The organism is Catenuloplanes nepalensis, assembly GCF_030811575.1.
In the GTDB taxonomy this organism is placed as follows: Bacteria; Actinomycetota; Actinomycetes; order Mycobacteriales; family Micromonosporaceae; genus Catenuloplanes; species Catenuloplanes nepalensis.
Window position 1 is genome coordinate 478,876 of the sequence record NZ_JAUSRA010000001.1, and the last position, 18,184, is coordinate 497,059.

General features: G+C 75.5%; 20 protein-coding genes. 8 read left to right on the forward strand and 12 right to left on the reverse strand.

Annotated features, from left to right (window positions below; genetic code table 11):
* The first annotated feature begins 37 nt into the window (after positions 1-37).
* A complete protein-coding gene (locus J2S43_RS02115) occupies positions 38-406 on the forward strand; it encodes an Rv2175c family DNA-binding protein (RefSeq protein ID WP_306826834.1) in 369 nt (122 codons plus the stop codon).
* Positions 407-574: 168 nt separating this feature from the next.
* Here the strand turns inward: J2S43_RS02115 and J2S43_RS02120 are convergent, their stop codons facing one another.
* Together J2S43_RS02120 and J2S43_RS02125 are read right to left on the reverse strand one after the other, a co-directional pair.
* Positions 575-1,558 (reverse strand): polyprenyl synthetase family protein, encoded by a 984-nt coding sequence (locus J2S43_RS02120; protein WP_370881736.1) that lies wholly within the window; start codon positions 1,556-1,558, stop codon positions 575-577.
* A gap of 381 nt (positions 1,559-1,939) precedes the next feature.
* The gene (locus J2S43_RS02125; protein WP_306826835.1) at positions 1,940-3,313 is read right to left on the reverse strand and encodes a helix-turn-helix domain-containing protein; all 1,374 of its coding nucleotides are present in this window, start codon (positions 3,311-3,313) and stop codon (positions 1,940-1,942) included.
* Positions 3,314-3,517: 204 nt separating this feature from the next.
* Here J2S43_RS02125 and J2S43_RS02130 point away from each other — a divergent pair, with 204 nt between their 5' ends.
* The 3 genes from J2S43_RS02130 to J2S43_RS02140 are packed head-to-tail and all read left to right on the forward strand — an operon-like array spanning position 3,518 to position 6,182.
* Positions 3,518-4,504, forward strand: a complete 987-nt coding sequence (locus J2S43_RS02130) for a DNA adenine methylase (RefSeq protein ID WP_306826837.1) — start codon at positions 3,518-3,520, stop codon at positions 4,502-4,504.
* Complete coding sequence (locus J2S43_RS02135) at positions 4,501-5,169, forward strand: CDP-alcohol phosphatidyltransferase family protein (protein WP_370881582.1); 669 nt, start codon at positions 4,501-4,503, stop codon at positions 5,167-5,169. The genes J2S43_RS02130 and J2S43_RS02135 overlap by 4 nt, the downstream gene beginning before the upstream one ends.
* 26 nt (positions 5,170-5,195) lie before the next feature.
* Positions 5,196-6,182 (forward strand): glycoside hydrolase family 6 protein, encoded by a 987-nt coding sequence (locus J2S43_RS02140; protein WP_306826838.1) that lies wholly within the window; start codon positions 5,196-5,198, stop codon positions 6,180-6,182.
* A gap of 40 nt (positions 6,183-6,222) precedes the next feature.
* Here the strand turns inward: J2S43_RS02140 and J2S43_RS02145 are convergent, their stop codons facing one another.
* Both J2S43_RS02145 and J2S43_RS02150 read right to left on the reverse strand, forming a co-directional pair.
* Entirely contained in the window at positions 6,223-7,704 is a 1,482-nt protein-coding gene (locus tag J2S43_RS02145; RefSeq protein ID WP_306826839.1) for a phytoene desaturase family protein, read from the reverse strand.
* A gap of 65 nt (positions 7,705-7,769) precedes the next feature.
* The gene (locus tag J2S43_RS02150; protein WP_306826840.1) at positions 7,770-8,051 is read right to left on the reverse strand and encodes a hypothetical protein; all 282 of its coding nucleotides are present in this window, start codon (positions 8,049-8,051) and stop codon (positions 7,770-7,772) included.
* A gap of 86 nt (positions 8,052-8,137) precedes the next feature.
* Here J2S43_RS02150 and J2S43_RS02155 point away from each other — a divergent pair, with 86 nt between their 5' ends.
* The gene (locus J2S43_RS02155) at positions 8,138-8,476 is read left to right on the forward strand and encodes a hypothetical protein (protein ID WP_306826841.1); all 339 of its coding nucleotides are present in this window, start codon (positions 8,138-8,140) and stop codon (positions 8,474-8,476) included.
* On the opposite strand, the gene J2S43_RS02160 is transcribed toward J2S43_RS02155, so the two are convergent.
* The 8 genes from J2S43_RS02160 to ppgK form a co-directional block, all read right to left on the reverse strand.
* Complete coding sequence (locus J2S43_RS02160) at positions 8,469-9,629, reverse strand: glycosyltransferase family 2 protein (protein ID WP_306826842.1); 1,161 nt, start codon at positions 9,627-9,629, stop codon at positions 8,469-8,471. The two genes, J2S43_RS02155 and J2S43_RS02160, sit on opposite strands and share 8 nt — an antisense overlap.
* A gap of 8 nt (positions 9,630-9,637) precedes the next feature.
* On the reverse strand, positions 9,638-10,519 hold the full coding sequence (locus J2S43_RS02165; RefSeq protein WP_306826843.1) for a carotenoid biosynthesis protein: 882 nt from the start codon (positions 10,517-10,519) through the stop codon (positions 9,638-9,640).
* Positions 10,516-11,070 carry a GNAT family N-acetyltransferase gene (locus J2S43_RS02170; protein ID WP_306826846.1) on the reverse strand — a complete coding sequence of 185 codons (555 nt, stop codon included), beginning with the start codon at positions 11,068-11,070 and terminating at the stop codon, positions 10,516-10,518. Before J2S43_RS02170 ends, J2S43_RS02165 begins: the two co-directional genes overlap by 4 nt.
* Positions 11,067-11,789 (reverse strand): monooxygenase, encoded by a 723-nt coding sequence (locus J2S43_RS02175; protein WP_370881737.1) that lies wholly within the window; start codon positions 11,787-11,789, stop codon positions 11,067-11,069. Before J2S43_RS02175 ends, J2S43_RS02170 begins: the two co-directional genes overlap by 4 nt.
* Entirely contained in the window at positions 11,786-12,613 is an 828-nt protein-coding gene (locus J2S43_RS02180; protein WP_306826848.1) for an FAD:protein FMN transferase, read from the reverse strand. Before J2S43_RS02180 ends, J2S43_RS02175 begins: the two co-directional genes overlap by 4 nt.
* Positions 12,614-12,741: 128 nt before the next feature.
* Positions 12,742-13,890 (reverse strand): S1C family serine protease, encoded by a 1,149-nt coding sequence (locus J2S43_RS42105; protein ID WP_370881583.1) that lies wholly within the window; start codon positions 13,888-13,890, stop codon positions 12,742-12,744.
* A gap of 71 nt (positions 13,891-13,961) precedes the next feature.
* On the reverse strand, positions 13,962-15,014 hold the full coding sequence (locus J2S43_RS02190) for a zinc-dependent alcohol dehydrogenase family protein (RefSeq protein ID WP_306826850.1): 1,053 nt from the start codon (positions 15,012-15,014) through the stop codon (positions 13,962-13,964).
* A gap of 10 nt (positions 15,015-15,024) precedes the next feature.
* Entirely contained in the window at positions 15,025-15,759 is a 735-nt protein-coding gene (gene ppgK, locus J2S43_RS02195) for a polyphosphate--glucose phosphotransferase (RefSeq protein WP_306826851.1), read from the reverse strand.
* Positions 15,760-15,914: 155 nt separating this feature from the next.
* On the opposite strand from ppgK, the gene J2S43_RS02200 reads away from it, so the two are divergent.
* The 3 genes from J2S43_RS02200 to imuA' all read left to right on the forward strand — a co-directional run bounded on the left by J2S43_RS02200 (position 15,915) and on the right by imuA' (position 18,082).
* A complete protein-coding gene (locus tag J2S43_RS02200; protein WP_306826852.1) occupies positions 15,915-16,301 on the forward strand; it encodes an ArsR/SmtB family transcription factor in 387 nt (128 codons plus the stop codon).
* A gap of 365 nt (positions 16,302-16,666) precedes the next feature.
* Positions 16,667-17,119 carry an SAV_6107 family HEPN domain-containing protein gene (locus J2S43_RS02205; RefSeq protein ID WP_306826853.1) on the forward strand — a complete coding sequence of 151 codons (453 nt, stop codon included), beginning with the start codon at positions 16,667-16,669 and terminating at the stop codon, positions 17,117-17,119.
* Between the two features lie 213 nt (positions 17,120-17,332).
* Positions 17,333-18,082 (forward strand): DnaE2-dependent mutagenesis accessory factor ImuA', encoded by a 750-nt coding sequence (gene imuA' / locus J2S43_RS02210; RefSeq protein ID WP_306826854.1) that lies wholly within the window; start codon positions 17,333-17,335, stop codon positions 18,080-18,082.
* The last annotated feature ends 102 nt before the right edge of the window (positions 18,083-18,184 follow it).

Sequence of the window (18,184 nt, forward strand, 5' to 3'; positions counted from 1 at the left end):
CTGACTCGCCGCGACCGCGGCATGCGAGGGTGGGGCGGTGAACGAACCCCGTGATGTGAATGCCGGTGAAACCCCGGGTCCTGCCGAGTGGCTGACCCTGCCGGACGTCGCCGAGCGCCTGGACCTGGGCATCAGCAAGGTGCACCAGATGATCCGAGATCGCGCGCTGCTGGCGGTCCGTCGTGACGGCATCATGCGGGTGCCCGCTGAGCTGGTGGCCAATAGCACCGTGCTCAAGCACCTCCCCGGCGTCCTCACGTTGCTGCACGACGCTGGTTACAACGACCAAGAGGCTTTGGAGTGGCTCTACACCGAAGATGGCACTTTGCCCGGTTTGCCCGCTGCGGCGCTGGGTGGACCCCGGGCGACCGAGGTCAAGCGGCGCGCCCAGTCCGCCGGCTTCTAGAGCCTGTGTCGAGGTGGGGGCCGCGGCCCGTCTCCCACGTCGATACAGGCTCTAGCCTCGCGCATCGCACGCCCGCCGGCTCGCAGTGATCCAGGCGTCGTTCAGGTCGTCGTTGGAACGACCTGAACGACGCCTGGATCACCCTGGCGGAGGCGGTGGTGGCGCGGGTCAGATGGTGCGGCGGGTGGCCGCGGCCGCGAGCGCGGTGAGCGTGTCGTGCGCCTCCGGGTCCAGCGGCACCGTGGTCAGCGCGGCCAGCGCGGTCCCGGTCAGCGCGGTGATCCGCTCCTCGGCCCGGGCCAGCGCGCCGGTCTGCGTGATGATCGCGCGTAACCGGTCCACACCGGCCGGGTCCAGCGCCGGGTCGCCGAGGCCGGCCAGCAGCGCGTCCCGGTCCGCCGGGCCCGCCTCGCGCAGCGCGGCCGCGATCAGGAACGTGCGCTTGCCCTCGCGCAGGTCGTCGCCGGCCGGCTTGCCGGTCTGCGCCGGGTCGCCGAACACGCCGAGCACGTCGTCGCGCAACTGGAACGCCTCGCCGAGCGGCAGGCCGTAGGCGGAGTAGGCGGCCAGCACCGGCGCGGCCGCGCCGGCCAGCGCGGCACCGAGCAGCAGCGGTCGCTCGACCGTGTACTTCGCGGACTTGTAAATGGCGATCTTGGCGGCCCGCTCCGCGGACGTGTCGCCGTCGCTCTGCGCCAGCACGTCGAGGTACTGCCCGGCCATCACCTCGGTGCGCATCTCGTCGAACGCGCCGCGCGCCCGGGCCAGCACCTCCGGGTCCAGGCCGGCGCCGTGCAGCATCTCGTCCGACCAGGCCAGACAGAGGTCGCCGAGCAGGATCGCGGCGGACGCGCCGAAGTCGTCCGGGTCGCCGTGCCAGCCGGCCGCGCGGTGCCGGGCCGCGAACCGGCGGTGCACCGACGGCTCGCCGCGCCGGGTGTCCGACCGGTCGATCAGGTCGTCGTGGATCAGCGCGCTGGCCTGCACCAGCTCCAGCGCGGACAGGCCGGTGACCACCGCGTCCGAGTCGATGCCGCCGGCACCGCGGTAACCCCAGTAGCCGAACGCCGGGCGCAGCCGCTTGCCGCCGCGCAGCACGAACGCCTCCAGCGCCGCGGTCACGTCGCGGAGCGCGTCGTCGATGTCGTGCATGCGGGTGCGCTGGTGCGCGAGGAACGCGGTGAGGGCCTTGTCGACGCGGGCGCGCAGACCGTGGCGGTCGACCGGGGAAACGGTGCTGGTCACCACCAGAGGCTAGCGCCTGTACCGAAGTGGGAGACGGGCCGCGGCGTGGCCCAGGCGCCGCCCGGCCGCGCGCCGCACGAGCCCACACACGACACCGGTATGAGGGCTTCCGCGCCGCGCACTTCACCACACCTGAACCTCGCCTCGCTCCGGCCCTCACGTCGACACCGGCACAGACCCAGGCCGTGATGGCCGGGCTGCGGCGCAGGCCCGCACGCGGGTGCCGGTGGCGGGCCCGGTGGGCCGCCCGGAGTGGTGCCGGGCCGCCCACCGGGGCCGACGGGCGCGTTACCCGGCCGGCCGGACGTCCGCGAGGAGGTCGCGGGCCGCCGCGAACTCCTCGCGGTGCCGCCGCGCGGCCGGGTGTGTGGCGTGCGCGGAGATGCGGGTCTGCAGGCGGCACACCTGCGTGGCGGCCCGCACGGACCCGGCCCGGATCGCGTCGTGCAGTGCGGCCGACCCGGCCGCGCAGGCGCGCTCCACGTCGCCGCCGTCCGCGAACGCCCGGGCGAGCCAGGCGCGGTGCAGCGCGGCGGTGCGCGGGCCGGGCGCGGCCCGGGCGGCCAGGAGCAGCGGGCCGACCGCCCGCATCGGCCGCCCCAGCGCGGCCTGGCAGCGGCCGGTCATGCCGTTCAGCTCCTCGGGCGTCAACCAGTAGAGCCAGGCGGGGTCACGCCTGGGGTCGGACCGGTCGGCCGCGCGCCGGGCCGCGGCGAGCGCGACGTCGGCCTCGCGGTGCCGGCCGGACAGCGCGTAGGCCAGCGCGGCGCGGTGGAGCAGCAGCGCCCGGCCGGTCGCGCCACCGGACCGGGCGGCGCCGGACCAGGCGGTGCGAGCCAGCAGCAGGCCGGTGGCCGGGTCGCCGGCCTCGGTGAGCAGGTGACTCGCGGAGGACAGCACGTAACCGGCGAGCGGCCGGTCCCCGGCGGCGTGCGCGGCCTGCAGCGCCACCCGGTGCGCCGCGATCGCGACACGCCACCGGCCCGCGTCCGCGGCCACCCAGCCGAGCAGCTGCGCGCCCTCGGCGACCGGGGCCAGCCCGGCCGCCCCCGCCAGGCCGGGCTCGGCGTGCGCGGCGATCAGCCGCCGGCCCAGCGTGGCGGCCAGATCGGCGCCGCCCACCAGATCGTCCAGCCGGCGCAGGCCGGGCAGCGCGGCGGGACCGGCGGCGCCCGGCACGGTCACCACCGTGCCGGCCAGCCGCAGCAGCCGCCGGGTCAGCGCCGGTGCGGCCCGCGCGGCCGGGATGTCCGCGCCGGACGGCGTGGTCAGCCAGGCGTGCGCGGCTCGGCGCAGGCGGGCGGTCTCCGCGACCGGGTCCGCGGCGGGCCCGGCCGGGCCGGTGGCGGTGCCGGCCCGGCCGGGGAGGGCGGTGACCGGGCCGGGCCCGGCGGGCAGCGCGCGGTGGACCGCACCGGCGGACCGGGCCAGGTCGGCCGGGTCCGCGCCGAGCACCGTGGCCAGCCAGCGGCGCCAGAACGCGCTGGGCACGCGCTCCGCACGCTCCCAGCGGCTGACCTCGTGCCGGGTGACCGTGTGCCGGCCGGACGCGGCACAGAGCTGCTCCGCGACCCGGTCCTGGCTCCAGCCGAGGCCGCGGCGCAGCGCGGTCAGCAGCGGGCCCAGCGGACGGGCGTCAGGTGGGGGATCGAACATGGACATGTGCACACTCCCTTGCCGGACGAGAACCGATGGAGCTGACCCCCACCCGGGCGGGTGCCCGGGCTCGGCCGCACCGGGACGGCCCGTCGCGAGAGCCGGGACCGGTGCGGGAACGCGTGTGGTGGTGGGGTGCGTTCGATGGTGGTTTATACGCTGGGGGTACGACGGTTCTGCGGGGGTGGCGGTGTGGGGGAGACTGCGTCCATGATCCCGTTACCGGCTGCTCCCCGGTTGGCTGCGCTGCGTGGTGTCCCGCACGCGATTCCGTACCAGGGGAGTAAGCGGGTTCTGGCCCACGCGATCGTGCCGTTGCTGCCGGAGGGGACCGCCGACCTGATCGAGCCGTTCGCCGGGTCCGCCGCGGTCTCGATCGCGGCGAGCCACCTCGGCATCCCGCGCCGGGTGCGGCTGCGGGACGTCAACGGGCCACTGATCGCGCTCTGGCGGCGGATCCTGGACGAGCCGGACGCGATCGCCGACGACTACGCGGCGGTCTGGGAGGCACAGCGGCCGGACCCGGACGCGTTCTACCGCCGGGCGCGCGACGACTTCAACGCCGGGCACGCGCCGCATCTGCTGCTCTACCTGCTGGCCCGGTGCGTGAAGGCGTCCGTGCGCTACAACCGGCACGGCGAGTTCAACCAGGCGGCCGACCGGCGGCGGCTCGGCGCCCGGCCCGCGCTGATGCGGGCGCGGATCCGGGCCACCTCGCGCGCGCTGGCCGGCGCGGACGTCGCGGCCGGCGACTACCGAGCGCCGCTGACCGGCGCCGGGCCCGCGGACGTGGTCTACCTGGACCCGCCCTACCAGGGCGTCTCCGCGAGCAAGGACCACCGCTACATGCGCGGCCTGCACCGGGACGAGTTCTACGCCGCGCTCCGGGACGCGGTCGGCGCGGGCGTGTCGTTCCTGCTCTCCTACGACGGCAGCACCGGGGAGAAGCGGTACGGCCCGGCCGTACCCCCGGAACTGGATCTTCTTGCCCTGGCCGTGCCGGCCGGGACGTCCGCGCAGGCCACCTTGAACGGATGCCCGCTGCCCACGGTGGAGTCGCTCTACGTCTCGCCCGCGCTGCGCGACCGGCTCGGCGGCACCGCGCGCGTGCTGGAGCGGCTGTCGGGTGGCCGACCGCCGGTTCCCCCGCGTGATCCGGCAGCGGCACCGGAGCGATCGGTACAGTACGGGGGGTGACCTGGGATGAGTACGCGACGGCGTGGTCGGCGCTGCACGGCGGCTTCGACCCGAGGCGCGCCTCCGTCCTGGTGCGCGGCTGGCTGCGGCTGGCGTTCGTGCTCGGCCGCCCACTCGGCCGGCTCGGCGTGCCACCCACCGCGGTCACCGTCGCCGGCCTGCTGATCTGCGCGTGCGTGCCGCTGGTGGTGCTCGCCGACCGGACCGCCGGGCCGCTCGCCGGTGCCGCGCTGGTCCTGCTGGCCGGCGTGGCGGACAGTGTGGACGGCGCGGTCGCGGTCACCTCGGGGCGCGCGTCCCGGCTCGGCCACCTCTACGACTCCGTCGCCGACCGGCTCGGCGAGGCCGCCTGGCTGGCCGCGTTCTGGGCGGCCGGCGCGTTCGGCTGGCTGGTCGTGGTCGCGGGCGCGCTCTCCTGGCTGCACGAGTACGTCCGGGCCCGCGCGAGCGTCGCCGGCATGCGCGAGATCGGCGTGGTCACGGTCGGCGAGCGGCCCAGCCGGGTCTCGGTCGCGCTGGTCGGCCTGCTGCTCACCGGCGCCGGCGCGCTGATCACCACGGAGCTCGCGGCCGGCACCGCCACGCTCGCGGTGGTCGTCTGGGTGCTCTTCGCCGGCTACGGCCTCTGCCAGCTGCTGGCCGCGGTGCGCCGCGCGCTGGCCTGACACACCTCACGGGACGGAGGGCGCGGATGCGCCGCATCGGAGCCTGCCTGCTCACGGCCGGGCTGATGGCGCTGGCCGCCTGCTCCTCGCCGCCGCCGTCGCCGCCCGATCCTCCGGCACCCCCGGTCAACCCGCTGGCCGGCGTGCGCTTCTTCGCGGCCACGCCCAACGTGGCGACCCGGCAGGCCGACGAGTACGCGGCCGGTGACCGCGCCGAGGACGCGGCCGCGGTCCGGCACATCGGCGAGCAGCCCACCGCGGTCTGGTTCACCGGCGCGTCCGCGGACACCGTGACCCGCGCGGCGACGCTGGCCGCGGACGCGCGGGCGGCCGGGCGCATGCCGGTGATCACGGTCTACAACATCCCGGGCCGGGACTGCGGGTCGTTCTCGGCCGGCGGCGCGTCCGGCCCGGCGGAGTACACGGCGTGGGTCCGCGCGCTGGCCGGTGCGCTGGCCCGGGAGCCGGTGCTGATCGTGCTGGAGCCGGACGCGGTCGCGCAGGCCGTCGACGGCTGCGCCGGGCCGCCCGCCGCGCGGTACGCGCTGCTCGCGACCGCGGTGGACGCGTTCGCGGCGAACGAGCGGGCGCACGTCTACCTGGACGCGGGCAACGCCAGCTGGATCGCCGACCACGCCCGGCTCGCGGATGCGCTGCGCACGGCCGGGATCGCGCGCGCGGCCGGGTTCGCGCTGAACGTCTCCAACTTCGAGACCACGGAGGCGTCGGCCGCGTACGGCACCCGGCTCTCCGAGGCGCTCGGTGGCGCCCACTTCGTGATCGACACCAGCCGCAACGGCAACGGGCCGAACCCGGCGTCCGGCGTCGCCCGCTGGTGCAACCCGCCCGGCCGGGCGATCGGCGCGAAACCGACCACGGACACCGGCGTGCCGCGGCTGGACGCGCTGCTCTGGGTGAAGCGGCCGGGCGAGTCCGACGGCGAGTGCGACCGCGGCGACCCGGTGGCCGGGGCCTGGTTCCCGGAGTACGCGCTGGCGCTGTCCGGCCGGTGAGACGGCACCGGGCGCGCCCGCGGCGTACCCCCGCGATCTCTCAGGTTTTGATGATCTGTTCCGCCGCGATCCGGGCGGAGAGCGCGACCATCGGCAGGCCGCCGCCCGGATGCGCGGAGCCGCCCACCAGGTGCAGCCCGTGCACGGGACCGCGGTTGGCCGGGCGGAGCAGCGCGTGGTTCGCGGTGCCGTAGATCGCGCCGCCCGGCGCGTGCGCGGACGCAGCCAGGTCCGCGGGCGTGCGCACCTCCCGGAACACCAGCCGGTCCCGCACGTCGGCGCCGCGCGCGGCCAGCAGGTCCAGGACCCGGTCCGCGTACGCGTCCGCCAGTCCCGGCCGCCGCCAGTCCACCGCGTCCGCCGCCAGGCCGTGCCGAGGCACGTTGACCAGCACGAACCACGCCTCGTGTCCGTCCGGCCGGGCGCTCGGGTCGTCCGCCACGGTCACGAACACGGCCGGGTCGGCCGGTGGCCGGGCCGGTACGCCGCGGCCCGGATCACCGAAGACCGCGTCGAACTCCGCGTCGTAGTCGCGCGGGAAGAACACCGTGTGGTGCGCCAGGCCGGACTCGCCGCGCACTCCCAGCAGCAGCACGAATCCGGCCAGGCTGCGGTCGGTCAGCGCGGCCAGCCGGCGCGGCGACGGCAGCAGGTCGCGGTAGAGCGTGAGCGCGTCCACGTTCGCCACCACCGTGCGCACCGGAACCCGGCGGGCGGTGCCGCGCGCGCCGCGGACCCGGATCGCCTGCACCCGGCCGCCGGTCGCCTCGATCCCGGTCACGGCCGCGCCGGTCTCCACCACCACGCCCAGATCCAGGCACAGCGTGAGCAGCGCGTCGGCCAGCCGGCCCAGGCCGCCCCGCAGGTACCAGCCGCCGAAGGCCAGCTCCGCGTACGGGACCGCGACCAGCGCGGCCGGTGCACGCCGCGGGTCGGCGCCGCCGTACGTGGCGTACCGATCGAGCAGCATGCGCAGCCGCGCGTCGTGCAGATGGTCCCGGCCCAGGCCACGCAGCGTGCGGCCGGGCGCGATCGCGGCCAGGTCCCGGACGTGCCAGGCGAGCCGCGCCAGGTCGGCCGGGCCGTCCATCGGGTTGCGCAGCACGTCGCGCCAGGACGCGTTCCAGACCCGCTCCGCGCGCGCCCACAGCCGGGACCAGTCCCCGGCGGCGCGCGGCCCGAACGCGGTGTCGATCCGCTTCGCGAACTCGGCCGGGTCGGCGCAGGAGTCGAGCGTGCTGCCGTCCGGGAAGTGATGCCGCACGATCGGATCCAGTTTCACCAGATCGAGGTGGTCGTGCAGGTTCGCGCCGGTGTCCGCGAACAGCTCCTCGAAGACCTGGGGGAGCGTGAACAGACTCGGCCCGGTGTCGAAGCTGAAACCGTCCCGGCTGTAGCGGGCCAGCTTCCCGCCGACCGTGTCGGCCCGCTCGTAGATGGTGACGGAGTGCCCCGCCGCTGCCAGCCGGGCCGCGGCCGCCAGGCCACCGACTCCCGCTCCGATCACCGCTACCGCCGTCACCTGCCCTTTATAGGGCATCACCGCGCCGCGCCGGTCAGTGGGCGACGGCCCGGCCGGCACCGGGGTCAGAACGTGTTGTGCTGGGTGTTGTGGTCGCCGATCTGCACGCCCTTCGCGTCGCGCACGTCGACGCCCGGCGCCGGCGCCGGGCCCACGGCGGGGCGGCGCCAGGCGAACCAGGACACCGCGACGCCGAGGCCGCTCAGCACGACCGACGCGATCACGCCGCCGATCGACACCCACTTCTCGGCCCGGTCCAGGCCCTCGCCGCCGAGCACGGCCACCAGGCCGGCGATCCCGCCGGCGAGCAGCACCACTGCCAGGATCACCTTGACTGTCCGGCTCATCCGGCCATCATCGCGCGTGCCGGCACCCCCGCCAAGTCGCCGCCGGATGACACAATGGACGGCCCCGTGTCCGAAAGGTGAGCATGATGTCCGGTGTAGAGGTGATCACCGCCGCGCTGGCGGCCGGCTCCACGGCGTCCGCACCGACCGCGGTCAGCGCCGGCACCGCGCTGAGGAGCCTGCTCAGCGGCTACCTGTCCGGGCCCGCCGGCGTGCTGGAGACGGTGGAGAGCGAGCCGGGCCGCTGGCGCGCGTTGATCGGCGACGAGCTGGTCAGCAGCGGCGCCGCGACCGACACCGCGGTCCTGGCCGTCGCCCGGCGGCTGCTGGAGCTGACCGCGGGCGGCGAGGGCGGCGTGCACATCAGCGACTCCCGGGGCGTGCAGGTCGGCGACCACAACACCCAGCACAACACGTTCAGCTGACGGCGCGCCCACGCCAGCTCAGCCGTCCCCGGCGGCGCAGGTGGTGGGAGCGGAGCGTCAGCCAGGCGAGCAGCGCGACCGAGACCGGGTGGGCGAGCGCGTCCGGCCACGCGCGTCCGCCGGTCGCGACGGCGGACCGGATCCGCCCGGCCACCCCGGCCAGCGTGGCGACCAGCGCGAGCCCGCCCGCGGCGGCATTCCCGGCGAGCGCGGCGGCGAGCGCGGTCAGCGGCGGCAGCGTGTAGCAGAACAGCAGGAACAGCAGCACGGGTACGGCCGTGGGCAGCGGCCCGAGCGAGGCCCAGAGCGACTTGCCGTACCCGTCGGCGAGGTCCCCCCAGCCGGTGTACATCCGGCACCGGGCCACCGGCGTGCCGTCCGCCAGCGCGATCCGCCCGCCCGTGCGCTTGACGGCCCGGGCCAGCGCGATGTCCTCCAGGATCTCCGCGCGCACGGCCGCGTGCCCGCCGGCCCGGTGGTACGTCTCCGCGTCCGCGACCAGCAGCTGACCCCCGGCGGCGGCGAGCGACGGGCGGCGCGAGCGTTCCATCGCGCGCAGCGGCAGGAACGTGAGCCAGGTCCACTGCAGCAGCGGCTGTACGAGACGCTCGCCCGCGCTCACCGCCTCCAGCCGCGGATAGGGGCTGAGCAGGCCGGTCCCGAGCCGGCGGAGCAGCGCGGCGACGCCGGTGATCGCGTGCGGGTGCTCCAGCACCACGTCCGCGTCGATGAAGACGATGATCGGCGCGTCCGTGGCGGCGGCGAGCCGATGGCAGGCGTGCGGCTTGCCGAGCCATCCGGGCGGCGGGGGCGTGCCGGTGAGCAGCCGGACCCGGGGGTCGTCGCCGGTGATCGCGCGGACCACGCCGGCGGTGCCGTCGGTGGAGCCGTCGTCGAGGATCACGATCTCGGCGACGCCCTCCTGAGCGAGCAGCGCGCGCAGGCAGGGCCCGACCCGGTCCGCCTCGTTCCGCAGCGGGAGCAGCACGGCGACGGGCTCGGCGGGTGCTCTGACGGGCTCGGCGGGTGCTCCACCGGGCGCTTCGGCGGCGCTCGGCCGGTGCAGGAGGCGCGCGTTGACCAGCGTGTGCAGGGTCAGCGCGCCGGCCGTGACGGCCTGCGCGGCGGCGAGCGCGAGCAGCGGATCGGGCATCTCCGGCGTCAGCGGCGGGGCCGGAGGCGTGCCCCGTCGCCGGTCCCGGCGTCCGGGCCGGTGACCCGCGCCGCACCGGCCCGGCGCTGAGACCCGGCCGGGTCGCCCGAGACCGCCGGGTCGTCGGAGACCGCCGAGTCGGCCGAGGCTGGCCGGCGGTCGTGGAGGAGCGTGACGGCCAGCGGAACCGCCAGCACCGCCATGCCCACGCCGCCCCAGACCGCGGACGCGGGCAGGCCGAGGAAGACCGCGTGGGCCATGATCGACGATCCGTAGGTCCACAGGTAGAGGCCGTACATCGGCTCGTCCGCCGTGCCGACCGTCCGGTCCGTGGTGGCCGACAGCAGCGTGGCCACCACGATCGCGAACATCAGCCAGCCCAGGTAGTTCGTCACCGGGATCCCCGGCACCCCGGGCAGCGCCGGTGACGTGTCGTGCCAGGACCAGTGCCCGGCCGCGACCATCTGCGGGTCGAGGAAGAGGTCCCACGCGGCCAGCCCGGCACCGGCCAGCAGCACCCGCGGCACGGTCCGGGACACCACCCGGCCGGCCGACAGCCACGCCGGCCAGGTCATCCAGGCCCAGGCCAGTGGAATGATCACGGGTACGCCGAGCACCTTCGGGCCCAGCTGGCCGGAGTAGTCGTACCCGCCGAACGGGAACCCGGTGGCCACGCCGGTCGCCTCGATCAGCAGCCCGCCGCCGGCCGCGATCACCACCAGCAGCGCCGCGGTCCGCGCGCCCCGGGTCACGGCCGCGTGCCCGACGGAGATCACGAAGCCGAGCACCACCGTGGCGACGGTCAGCCCGGTGCGCGCGTCACCGCCGGTCAGTGGGTAGCAGATCTGTGCCAGGACCAGGACGGCCAGCGGGAGCCAGCGGGTTATCACAGCTTCTGGTCGGCGGGGAGCGGCAACTCCCGGCCGAGCACCGCGAACGCGCGTTCGTCGCCGGGGAAGTGGAAGTCGCGCAGCACGTCGACGTACCCGAAGCGGCGGTAGAGCCGCCACGCGCGCGACTCCGTCTCCGGCGCCTCCGGCGTGGAGAGCAGCGTGGTGCCGCCCTCGGCCATGGTGAGCAGCGCGCGCAGCTGGCGCGCGCCGATGCCGTGCCCCTGCGCGGGCGGGCTGACGTGCAGCTCCACCACCTCGAAGCAGTCGCCCAGCCAGGTCTTGCGGTCGGTCTCGCCGAGCGCGCCGCGCACCTGGTCGTGCCACCACTGACCGGTCGCGGACGTGTAGCCGTAGCCGAAACCGGCGAGGTGCCCGTCCGTGGTGAGCGTGGCGACCGCGCGGAAGCCGGGGCGGCGCGCGTGCGTCGCCACGTAACCGCGCCGGGCCGCGAGCAGCTCGGCCCGGTAACCCATCGCGTCGCCATACACGGTGATCACGTCGTCGATCCGGCGGAGCAGGTCGTCCGGCGTCCACGGCACGAGCCTCATCGTCCCCGGATTCCCTTCTCGCCGTCCGCCCATCCCAGCACCGCGGGGTCGCCGGCCAGGTCCAGCACCGCGAAGCGCGCGAACAGCTCCTCCGCATACCACCGGGCTTCGGGGGTGCGCGCGATCGCCGCGCGGTGCTGCGGGTGACGGTACGCGAATTCCAGGAGATGTGCCGTGCTCCGCCACACGCTGATCGTGCCCTGCCACCCGATCGGTGCCTCGCCGATGCCGAAACGGCTGAGCACGCCGTCTGCGTCGTGCAGCGCGGCGGTGACCGGCGGGATCGCGCGCCAGAACGTGAGCGCGCGGGCCGGGGCCAGCCGGGCGCGGGTCAGGGCCAACACCGGCCCGTCCGTTTTAACACCATTTTCCGACCCAAAGGGGGTACGGCCGGACCACGTGCCGCGGCTGTGCAACGGCCGCAGGTCGACGCGGGCCGAGGACTCGCTCACCCGGGCCCACGCCCGACCGACCGCGGACGCATCGAAGGCCGCCGCGGCTGCGGGGTCGTCCCACACGGTGACCGCGGCCCAACGGGTGAGATCGGCGTCACCCGGCCCGAACGTGGTGCCGTTCCCGGTGCCGAGCAGCTTCGCGAAGCGGACGCCGGGCAGCGCGCGCAGCCGGCGCCGGTCCACGGCCATCCGGGCCAGCACGCGGCCGAGCGCGCGCGTGGGCACCCGCCAGACGTGCAGCGTGGTCAGTGCCGTCACGGTCAGGCGGTCTGCGAGTAGAGGTTCGGGTCGCTGGTGGAGAGCACCAGCCGGTCCCAGCCACTGGTGGTGCGCAGCGCGCCCGTCTCGTCCACGACCAGCGCCTCGTACTCCTCCAGCCGGCTCAGCCAGTCGAAGCCCTCGGCGCCCCGGGCGACGGCCGCGATCGCGAACACGTCCGCCCAGAGCAGCGACGGCCCGGCCACGGTCACCGACCGCAGCGCGGTGGCGTCCTGCCCGGTGAACGGATTGACGACCAGCCCGCCCCGGTGCGCCGCGCCCGCGGTGGCGACCGCGCCGGTGGCGATCGCACAGACCCGGAGCATCCGGTTCGGCTCGGCCGGGTCCTCGATGCCGACCCGCCAGACCGGGTGGCCCGGCACCGTGGTCAGCACCACGTCGCCGCCGGCGTTCAGGCAGAGGTCGTGCCCGTCGAGGTCGGCCAGCCGGTCCGCGATCCGCTGCACGGCCCAGCCCTTGACCAGGCCGGACGGGTCGTACCGATAGCCGCCCTTGGCCTCCGGGTCCGGCAGCCACGGGTTGAAGAATCCGTCGGTGCGGGTGTGCGCCTCCTCGCAGAGGCCGTGCACGGTCCGGATCGCCGGGTGACAGCCGGAGAAGTCGATCTCGCCGCGGTTGAGCCGGGCGATCTGGCTGTCCGGATGCGCCGGGTTGAACATCGCGTCCACGGCCCGCAGCTCCACGAAGACGCCGGTCACATGCTGGGCGACCTCGTCGGAGTCCACTCCCGGGCCGCGCAGATGAACGCTCACGGGCATGCCCATGATCTCTTCCACCCAGGCGCGGCGCGGAGGGGTGCTGGTGCTCATCCCGCACACGATATGCGCCATCGGCGCCCGCACAACAGGGGGCCGATGGCGGCCCACTCGGTGATCCAGGCGTCATTCATACCGCTCTGACGACATGAATGACGCCTGGATCACCGGACGAGGGCGGATCAGACGGCGGCGCCGGTGATCTGCGCGACCACGGTCTTCGCGGTGTTCACCGGGATCGCGAAGCCGACGCCGATGTTGCCGGTGGAGTCGCCCGTGGTGGCGATCGCCACGTTGATGCCGATCACCCGGCCGGCCGTGTCGACGAGCGCGCCGCCGGAGTTGCCGGAGTTGATCGCCGCGTCCGTCTGGATCAGGTCGGAGAGCGTGGTGGCCGTCTCCTGCTGGGACTGCACGCCGCCGAACGGGCTCTGCGGCTCCTGCTCGCCGGCGTCCTCACTGGTCTCCCGGTGCAGCGCGGAGACGATGCCGGAGGTGACCGTGCCCTCCAGGCCGAGCGGGCTGCCGAACGCGAGCACGGTCTGCCCCGCGGTGAGCGAGTCACTGTCGCCGAGCACGGCCGCGGTCAGGCCGGAGACGTCCTCCAGCTGGATCACCGCGAGGTCGTGGGCCGCGTCCGTGCCGACCAGCGTGGCGGAGACGGTGCGCCCGTCGGCCAGGTCCACGGTGATCGTGCCGCCGTCCGCGACCACGTGGTTGTTCGTCAGCACCAGCCCGTCCGCACGCAGGATCACGCCGGAGCCGAGCGAGGCGCTGCGGCCGTTCTGGATGTTGATCGTCACGATGCTGGGCGCGACCGCCTCCACCACGCCGCTGAGCGTGGTGATCGTTCCGGTGCTCGCGGCCGTGGCCGTGGTGGCCGAGGAGGTGGCGGCCGGGGTGCCGTCGGCGCCGAACGCGTTGCCGATCACGCCGCCGGTGGTACCGGCCGCCAGCGCGAGCGCGAGCGCGGCGGCGGCCAGCGTGCCACGGCGCCGGCGCGGACGTCCGTTGCCGCCGATCGGGCCGCCGCTCATCGGCGGGTACACCGGCGGGGCCGGCGGCGCGGGCGGGGCCGGGGGAGCAGGGGGCAGTCCGAGCGGCGACAGCGCGACGGGGGCGTAGGACGGCGCGCCGGAGAGCCCGCTGCCGTAGGACGGGCCGCCGGAGAGCGCGGTGCCGGGGAGCGTGCTTCCGTAGGAGGGCCCGCCGTAGGTGTGCGCGACCGGGTGGGCGGCGACGCCGGGGCGGGCGGGTGCCGGGTGGACGCTCTCCGCGTACCGCTGAATGGTGTTGATCTGCTGCTCTGGGCTGTGCATCGCGTCGGTCATGTCATTCACGGTGCGCCCGCGGGATCTGCCCCGGCTTGGTCCCGGCTGTGAGTAGTCTGAGGAAAGTTGATCTAGAGGCGCGGGTCGGCCAGCCGGATGCCGGGCACCGCCGGGTGATCCATCGTGGTGAGCGCGTCCGCGGCCGCGGCCAGCCCCATCGTGTCCGCCACCAGCAGATCCGGCCGCAGCGCGCCGGACGTCACCAGCTCCAGCAACGCGGGATATGCATGAGCGGCCATCCCATGACTGCCGCGCAGTTCCAGTTCAAGGGCGATGACCAGATCCATCGGTACGGCGGGCGCGCCGGTCGCGGCGGGCAACAGCCCCACCTGCACGTGCCGTCCCCGCCGACGCAGGCTTCGCACCGAACTCTCGCAGGTCACGGCGCTGCCCAGCGCGTCGATCGAGACGTGCGCGCCGCCGCCGGCCAGATCCCGGATCGCGGCCGCCACCGCGTCCGGGCCGGGCAGCGCGGACGGGTCCAGCACGATGTCCGCGCCGTGCCGCCGGGCCAGCTCGCGCGCGCCGGCGGAGACGTCCACGGCCAGCACGCGGGCGCCCGCGGCGTGCGCGATCATCACGGCGGACAGGCCCACGCCGCCGCAGCCGTGCACCGCTACCCACTCACCGGCCGCGACCCGGCCCTGCGCGACCACGGCCCGGAACGCGGTGGCGAACCGGCAGCCCAGCGACGCCGCGGCGCCGGACGACAGCCCGTCCGGCAGGCGGATCAGGTTGACCTGCGCGTGCTCGATCGCGACGAACTCCGCGAACGAACCCCAGCCGGTGAAGCCGGGCTGCGTCTGCCGCTCGCAGACCTGCTGGTCACCGGCGAGGCAGGAGGCGCACCGGCCGCACGCGCAGACGAACGGCACGGTCACCCGGTCACCCGGCGCCCAGCCGGTCACGCCGGAGCCGAGCCGCTCGATCACGCCGGCGAACTCGTGACCGGGCACGTGCGGCAGCCGGATGTCCGGATCGTGCCCGCGCCAGCCGTGCCAGTCGCTGCGGCACAGACCGGTGGCCTCGACCCGGATCACCACGCCGCCGGCCGGTGCCGCGGGGTCGGGGACCTCGCGCACCTCCGGCCGGGTGCCGAACTCCTCGAAGACGACGGCCCGCACGACCGATGCCTCAGACGGACTCGGCGGCCAGCGCGGCCGCGCCGATGATGCCCGCGTTGTTGAGCAACTGGGCCGGGACCACCGGGGTGCGCAGGTCGATCAGCGGCAGGAACTTCTCCGCCTTCTTGCTGACGCCGCCGCCGATGATGATCAGGCCGGGCTGCAGCAGCATGTCGATGTGCCGCAGGTAGCGCTCCACCCGCGCGGCCCAGTCCGGCCAGGACAGGTCCTCGGCCTCGCGGGCCCGGTCGGCCGCGCGCGTCTCCGCGTCCACGCCGTCCAGCTCCAGGTGGCCGAGCTCGGTGTTCGGCACCAGCGTGCCGTCGACGAAGAGCGCGGTGCCGATGCCGGTGCCGAACGTCAGCATCAGCACGGTGCCGGTCACGCCGCGCCCGGCGCCGAAGCGCATCTCGGCCACGCCGGCCGCGTCCGCGTCGTTGAGCACCGTGACCGGGCGGCCGACCGCCTCGGTGAACAGTCCGGCCGCGTCCGCGCCGAGCCAGGACTTGTCCACGTTCGCGGCGGTCTTGGTGACGCCGCGGACGACCACGCCCGGGAACGTCACGCCGACCCGGTCGGTGTCGCCGAAGCGCGCGGCGACCTCGCCGACCGCCTTGGCCACCCGCTCGACGTCGGCCGGCTGCGGAGTCTCGATCCGGAAACGGTCCGCCAGCAGCGCGCCGGCCTCGATGTCGACCGGCGCACCCTTGATGCCGGAACCGCCGATGTCGATACCCAAGATCACGATGACTCGTCTCCCACGATGCGTCATGGGCCCGCCTCGGGCCGGGCCGGGCGGTGCCTGGACCCACAGCCTAGTTCTCCCTGGCACGCCCTCCGATGGCTGCCGTTTAGTTTCAACCTGGACTTATATAAGAACGTCTTGCTAATTTTCGGTGCGTGCACGCGTTCGACATCCTGGGCGACCCGGTCCGCCGCCGGATTCTGGAGCTGCTCGCGGACGGTGAGCGGGCTGCCGGCGAGATCGGCGCGGTAGTGCAGGCCGAGTTCGGGATCAGCCAGCCGGCGGTCTCCCAGCACCTCAAGGTGCTGCGTGAGCACGGCTTCGCCCGGGTGCGCTCGGAGGGGACCCGCCGGCTCTACGCGGTCGAGCCGGCGCCGCTGCGCGAGGTGGACGCGTGGCTGGAGCACTTCCGCGGCTTCTGGGCGCAGCGGCTGGACGCGCTCGGCACCGAGCTGGCCCGTGGCCGCCGTGCCCGCCGCATCGAGTCCGGGGGCGAGGGCTCCGAGGGCTCGGAAGGCCCCGAGGGCGGCGTCTCCGCCTGATCACGGCCCGGAACAGTCCGGCGCCGCACCGTTGCGTTTTTGTCGGACCCAGGGTGTACTCTCTCAAGGAGTTAGAACAAGCGTTCTAACTTGATCGGGTGAGGCGATTCGCGGCGCCGATCTCGATCGCGGTCCCGCGAGGCCGCGGCGGTCCCGGAAGTCGCGAGCCGGGTTCGCAGCACAGGCAGGGCCGCCGTCCGACACCCTCGACCCCCGGGTGGCGGGCGGCGGACCAGCCGACGCGGGTGCCGGCCGGACGCGGTGTGGGGAAGCAACGCGTCCGGCCGGCCCACGGGAGAACACCGGACAGGCCGATGGCACATGAGCAGTCGAGAGGGTCGCGTCACTACACGCGGAGGTCAGTCATGGCGAGCAACGCAGACCAGGTGCCTACCGTCCCGGCGCACATGCTGCCGCACCGCACTCCCGCACAGCTGCTGGCGACAGCGCGCCGCGGGCTGGCGGAGGCGGCACAGACCCGACCCGACGGATTGCGTTATGCGGCCGCCCACCTCGCCGCTCTGCGCGCCGCCGCGGCCATGCTCGCGGCCCGCGCCCGCCCCGCACCGTCCCGGCGAAACCGGGTGACCAGCGTGTGGGAGCTGCTGGTGTTGGTCGCACCGGAGCTCGGCGAGTGGGCGACCTACTTCGCGCTCGGCGCGTCCAAGCGCGCGGCCGCCGAGGCCGGCATCCCCCGGGTGGTCACCGCCCGCGAGGCGGATGACCTGCTGCGGGCGGCCGAGCAGTTCGTGGCCGTGATCGAGGCGGCGCTCGGCATCGCGCACCAGCCCTCGCTCGACGGCCTGGCCGCCGCCTGACGCGCCGACCGGCGCGCCAGGCGGGTGACGCCAGCGGGTGACCCGACCGGCTCCGCGAGGCGGGCGGTACCGGCGGTAACGCCGGGCGGGTGGCAATGGCCGGCTTCGCTGGGCGGGTGGCGGCCGGGAGGGCCGACGGGACGGACGGGTGACAGGGCGGGCCGCCGGCGGGGTGCGGTCCGGGAACGACGCGAACGAACAGCTGAGGGTGACATGGCGGGCCGGATGGTGCTCGGGTCTGCCCTGGCGCAGCTGGTGCGGCCGGCCAGCGAGATGGACGAGTCCGGCGCGCACCGCCTGTTGCCGGTGGCGCCCGAATTGGGAGAACTGTTGCCGAGCCGCGGGCTGCGGCGGGGCAGCACGGTCGCGGTCGGCCCGGCCCGGCCCGCGAGCGGCGGCACCTCGCTGATGCTGGCACTGCTCGCCGAGGCGTCCCGGGCCGGGTCCTGGTGCGCGGTGGTCGGGCTACCGGCGCTGGGTCTGCTCGCGGCGGCCGAGGCCGGGATCGCGCTGGACCGGCTGGCGCTCGTGCCCTATCCCGGCGCGGAGTGGCCGACCGTGGTCGCCGCGCTGATCGACGGCGTCGACGTGGTGGTCGCGGCCGCACCGGACGGCGTCTCCACCGTGGTCACCGACCGGCTCGCGGCCCGGGCCCGGCAGCGTGGCAGCGTGCTCGTCCCCTACGGCGCCTGGACCGGGGCGGACGTGACCCTGCAGATCACCGACGGCGCCTGGGACGGTCTGGGGCCCGGTCACGGCCGCCTCACCCGCCGCCGCCTCACCATCTCCGCCCGGGGCCGCGGTGCCGCCGCCCGTCCCCGCGAGATTCGGGTCTGGCTCCCCTCCGCCTCCGACCGGTTCACCGCGGTCGTCGCCGGCACTCCCGGCGCCACCACGGTCACGCTCGTCGATCCGCCCGCCACGGCCGGTTCCCGCGCCCCACTCACGCTGGTCGGCCCGTGAACCCGCCCCCCTGCGGCCGGCCTCTGGGCGCCGGAGCGCCGCCCGCGCTCGCCGTCCGGCGCGCGATGCCCGGCGCCGGCGTGCGGCCGGATGGTGCCGGCG

What these genes read in the sequence shown, in the direction of transcription:
- J2S43_RS02155 (WP_306826841.1), top strand. Translation starts at nt 8,138, where the DNA reads ATGTCCGGTGTAGAGGTGATCACCGCCGCGCTGGCGGCCGGCTCCACG.
- J2S43_RS02130 (WP_306826837.1), top strand. Translation starts at nt 3,518, where the DNA reads ATGATCCCGTTACCGGCTGCTCCCCGGTTGGCTGCGCTGCGTGGTGTC.
- J2S43_RS02150 (WP_306826840.1), bottom strand. Translation starts at nt 8,051, where the DNA reads ATGAGCCGGACAGTCAAGGTGATCCTGGCAGTGGTGCTGCTCGCCGGC.
- J2S43_RS02160 (WP_306826842.1), bottom strand. Translation starts at nt 9,629, where the DNA reads ATGCCCGATCCGCTGCTCGCGCTCGCCGCCGCGCAGGCCGTCACGGCC.
- J2S43_RS02140 (WP_306826838.1), top strand. Translation starts at nt 5,196, where the DNA reads ATGCGCCGCATCGGAGCCTGCCTGCTCACGGCCGGGCTGATGGCGCTG.
- J2S43_RS02170 (WP_306826846.1), bottom strand. Translation starts at nt 11,070, where the DNA reads ATGAGGCTCGTGCCGTGGACGCCGGACGACCTGCTCCGCCGGATCGAC.
- J2S43_RS02125 (WP_306826835.1), bottom strand. Translation starts at nt 3,313, where the DNA reads ATGTCCATGTTCGATCCCCCACCTGACGCCCGTCCGCTGGGCCCGCTG.
- J2S43_RS42105 (WP_370881583.1), bottom strand. Translation starts at nt 13,890, where the DNA reads ATGACCGACGCGATGCACAGCCCAGAGCAGCAGATCAACACCATTCAG.
- J2S43_RS02180 (WP_306826848.1), bottom strand. Translation starts at nt 12,613, where the DNA reads ATGAGCACCAGCACCCCTCCGCGCCGCGCCTGGGTGGAAGAGATCATG.
- J2S43_RS02205 (WP_306826853.1), top strand. Translation starts at nt 16,667, where the DNA reads ATGGCGAGCAACGCAGACCAGGTGCCTACCGTCCCGGCGCACATGCTG.
- J2S43_RS02120 (WP_370881736.1), bottom strand. Translation starts at nt 1,558, where the DNA reads ATGCACGACATCGACGACGCGCTCCGCGACGTGACCGCGGCGCTGGAG.
- imuA' (WP_306826854.1), top strand. Translation starts at nt 17,333, where the DNA reads ATGGCGGGCCGGATGGTGCTCGGGTCTGCCCTGGCGCAGCTGGTGCGG.